This is a genomic window from Pseudoalteromonas sp. MQS005 (genome assembly GCF_001661605.1).
GTDB lineage: Bacteria > Pseudomonadota > Gammaproteobacteria > Enterobacterales > Alteromonadaceae > Pseudoalteromonas > Pseudoalteromonas tetraodonis.
This window is the reverse complement of record NZ_LYRQ01000100.1, coordinates 1-3,849: the sequence shown is the minus strand read 5'-3', so window position 1 is coordinate 3,849 and position 3,849 is coordinate 1. Positions and strand designations below refer to the sequence as shown.

Genomic DNA, 3,849 nt, shown 5'->3' with positions numbered 1-3,849 from the left:
TTATTAATAGCACTTAAACCAAGATTTTTGCGTCGTTGCTCATCCAATATTAAACCTTCTATTTTATCTGCTAAGTCGGTTTGATTCATAAAGTCATATAACAAACCATCGTTTGAATCACTAATAATTTCGGGCGATCCTCCTACATTAGCACCCAGCACAGGTAGGCCTGCAGCCATAGCTTCTAGCAACGCATTTGAAAACGTATCATTAGAAGGTAAAACAAAAGCATCGTAATTTGGCAATAACTGTCTTACATCATTTTTTTCACCTAAAAAATTAATATGCTTTTGTAAACCTAAGTCATTCACTACTTGCTTTAACTGCCCTTCTTGGCCATCTAAAACTTGGCTACCAATACAATTAAGCTCGATTTTAAAACCTTTATCTAATAATATTTTTACTGCTTTAAAAATATCTGCATGTCTTTTTTCTGGGCGCAACCTTGCAACAACCACTAACTTAAACACATCGTTTACTTGATAGCATTTCTTAACAGGGCAATTAATATCGATTCCATTTTGTAACACCTCTATCCGTGTATGTTTAAGTTGATTAAAATTTTTATAGGCGTTAGCTAATTCGCTATTCCCCAAGACAATAGCGTTAGCAAACTTCATTTTTCTTATAGCTATTTTCTGCTTAACTTTACTCATCAAGCCAAGTAAATGAGTTGTATTAATTAATACAACTTGTTTGATAAGTTTTGAAGATACAAATAATGCTGGGTAGAAATTAAAATAAAAAATAGCCGGGATAATTTCAGCACTAGCTTGCTGTTTTTTTAAATATTTAAAAACACATTTTTTAGCACCCAAACGCGCTTTTATATTACTGTTAGTATCGATAATGGTAAGTTTAACCTTACTATTAAGCTTCTCTTTTTGTGAATTATTTAAAGAAAGCGATAGTACTTCAACTGCTTTTCCCTGTGCTGCAAAATAATTAGCTAAGCGAATAACTTTTTGCTCTGTACCGCCAACCTCTAAGCTAGCGATAACTAATATGACGTTCATTTATTCTTCTCCATGCTGGATAAATAATGGCTACACAGTAAAATAAAAACAATATATTGTTCTGTTTTAAAAATGAACTCCCACTTATAGAGTAAACCATTAGAAAAGTTAATATTAAGAAGGGTAAGCAATACGTTGACTCATTAGAAAGTAGATTTTTAATTGAATGAAAAACAGGTACAACCAGAACTATAGGATACAAAATAGCGCCAATATAACCCATGTCTATCATCGCATCTATCAAACCATTGTGTGCATGCCCTAATTGGTAATAGCCTCTTCCTACAAGAAACTCAGCAGGACTGCCCTCCCCCCAAAAGACACCTCCAAATCCATAGCCGAATAATTTATAGTCAATATTTAAAATTACAGCTTCCCACAAATTAGCTCGATTCCCAGCTAGTGACTTACCGAACACATCGTTTACAATATAATTTACAATTGTAAGCATTGTATAAGTTAATAATATAATGCCTGGGATTAGCAAAAACTTTACAGCTTTAGATAAGCGCGCATAAATATTTAGAAAATAAAAAGATGAATAAACAATAATTAAGCAAATCAATGGAGTTGTTGATTTACTCATTATCAAGCAAATAAAAGGAATAAACCATATATACCATCTGGATTTATAACCTTTGTAATTTTGAAATATCATTAATAAAACAGTGAATACTGCTGTTCGACCCAAGTTATTTTTAAAGCCAAAAACACCTTGCCATAAACCAATGTGCTCAGGATCATTACTACCATCATCTATACCAATAGAGGGTATAAACAATGCGAAAAAAATACTGATTGCTAGTGCTATAATTAGCGGGTTTACAATCACCGATATTAAGCGTTTCTCATCTAAAGAGATAACAAGCGCTATCGCGAATAGGAATGTTCCTGTCAAACCTGCTGAAGCGGTAAATGACTCAACTATATAATCAGACTGAAGGCTTGATAAAATAGCAATAAAGCAAATGATTGATGGAATTACGATAGCTTTGGATAAATAATAAAAATGCCTTTTATATTTAACTTTTTTTAGAATGATCACTAAGGACATTAAGTAAAAAAATAGGCTTATAGGTGTAAATACTTTACTAGCCATACCATTTGGTAGCATTTCAAATAAAAATGTAAAAGAACGGCTGAAAAACAATATACCTAGAGAAAAAAATAATGATAAGTAAGAGAATCTTATTAACATTTACTGTCCTCCTTTAAATAGTGAGCGATATAAAAAAGCACTCACTGTGCAGTAATAAATAACCACGTATATAGAAGCTATGTTAATAAATTCATATATGCTTAACTCTGCAGTAATTGAATAAAATGCTAGTAAAATCTTAATTATCAAATCAGCCTTTTCGAGATGAGCCATAATATTTATTTTATCTATTGCAAGGTAAAGCGAGGTGCTTGGGATATTAATTATTTGCATAACCATAATAAAAATATAGGCGTTCAATAATAAAGTAACTTCGTTCCAACCATCACCTAGGATAAAGTTGATCAAATCATTACCAAAAACGTATAAAAAAGTTCCCGTTGAAATTGCAACAAAACACAAAAAGCTTTGAGCTGTTATATAACTCTTTAGTAGCTTACTTTTATTACTTTTATTATCTACAAAATGTTTATAAATAACTTGGCGTAAGCTGCTTGCCAGTAGGTTTAAAGGCGCATTCAAAATCTTTTCCATAAAAAAATATGACGCTATAATTTTTTTAGATTCAAAAGCGATCACATAGAAGACGAAAAATTGTAAGTTAACAACATTAAACATTGCTTGTATTGCAGCGTGATAATTTTTAAATAACTCATCTCTTAATAGCTTTAATTTGCCCTTAACATCAGTGAAAACACCTATAATCTCTTGTGAATAAATATAAAAATAGAAAAATAAAGGCAATAATACCGAGAACACTAAAGACCAAATAATCCCAAATACTTGTAGTTTATTAAGCAAGTACATCATTACAAGTAACACAAAAGCCTTTGCAACTTTTAAGAGTGCCAATTGATGAAAACGACCCTTTCTAGTTACTGAAAATGTAACTATATTTTGCCAAAAAGCACCAATCAGATAAGGTAATAATAAAAAATAACTATACCAAGAGAGTTCGATCCCTTTATAAACTAAGTATCCAAGCAAAAAAAATGAATAAATAATCGCAGCAAAAGCAGTTAAAAGAAAAAGGCTTTGAGTAAAACGGGTTACTAATGCTTCATCTTTTTTTACTATAAAAAATTCAAGTCTAAAAGAACTAAATATTAGAAAGAGGGTCAATACTGACGTTATAATACCTAGAGAAGATATTGCAGATTCATCATACTGCCTTGAAATATATGGTAAGGTTATTAGATTTATTAACTGGGTTAAAATTGTCGCAGTAAAAACCCATGCAACACCTTTGATGACACTCATTTTATTGTTCACTCGAAAGAGTATTGTTTATATAATTAAACGACCCTTTACTAGAAATTATTTTTGCAGGAACGCCACCAACAGAACAATCACTTGGAATATCTTTGGTTACAACTGCATTAGCTCCAATTGCAACATTATCCCCTACATTCACCCCACCAAAAACTTTAGCACCAGGGCCAATGTAAACATTATTTCCTATTGAGGGAGCGCCTTTATTTACACCGCGCGAAACCTGACCAACCGTAACACCTTGAGATATATTGCAATTTTCACCAATAACCGCTTTGGGTGAAACAAATATACTACCAAAATGACCAATGTAAAAGCCTTTACCAATAGTCGTTTTGTCGGGAATACAAATTGTAAACTTATACTTGTAATGCCTTAATATAATTTTAGAAATAAAGTATA

General features: G+C 31.6%; 4 protein-coding genes. All 4 read right to left on the bottom strand.

Translation table 11 applies throughout. From position 1 onward, the window contains the following. Positions 1 to 1,016 (bottom strand): glycosyltransferase family 4 protein (locus tag A9479_RS19305; protein ID WP_064664314.1); only part of this gene is annotated, 1,016 nt, incomplete at its 3' end. Further along, positions 991 to 2,214 (bottom strand): O-antigen ligase, encoded by a 1,224-nt coding sequence (locus A9479_RS19300; RefSeq protein WP_064664313.1) that lies wholly within the window; start codon positions 2,212 to 2,214, stop codon positions 991 to 993. The genes A9479_RS19305 and A9479_RS19300, both read right to left, overlap by 26 nt. Continuing rightward, positions 2,215 to 3,435, bottom strand: a complete 1,221-nt coding sequence (locus tag A9479_RS19295; RefSeq protein WP_156520110.1) for an oligosaccharide flippase family protein — start codon at positions 3,433 to 3,435, stop codon at positions 2,215 to 2,217. A 1-nt stretch (position 3,436) separates the two neighbouring features. Next, positions 3,437 to 3,849, bottom strand: a 413-nt coding sequence (locus tag A9479_RS19290; RefSeq protein ID WP_064664311.1) for a serine O-acetyltransferase, incomplete at its 5' end; no start/stop codon positions are given.

Excerpts from the sequence above, each read along its gene's own strand:
- A9479_RS19300 (WP_064664313.1), bottom strand. The coding sequence starts at position 2,214 with ATGTTAATAAGATTCTCTTACTTATCATTATTTTTTTCTCTAGGTATA.
- A9479_RS19295 (WP_156520110.1), bottom strand. The coding sequence starts at position 3,435 with ATGAGTGTCATCAAAGGTGTTGCATGGGTTTTTACTGCGACAATTTTA.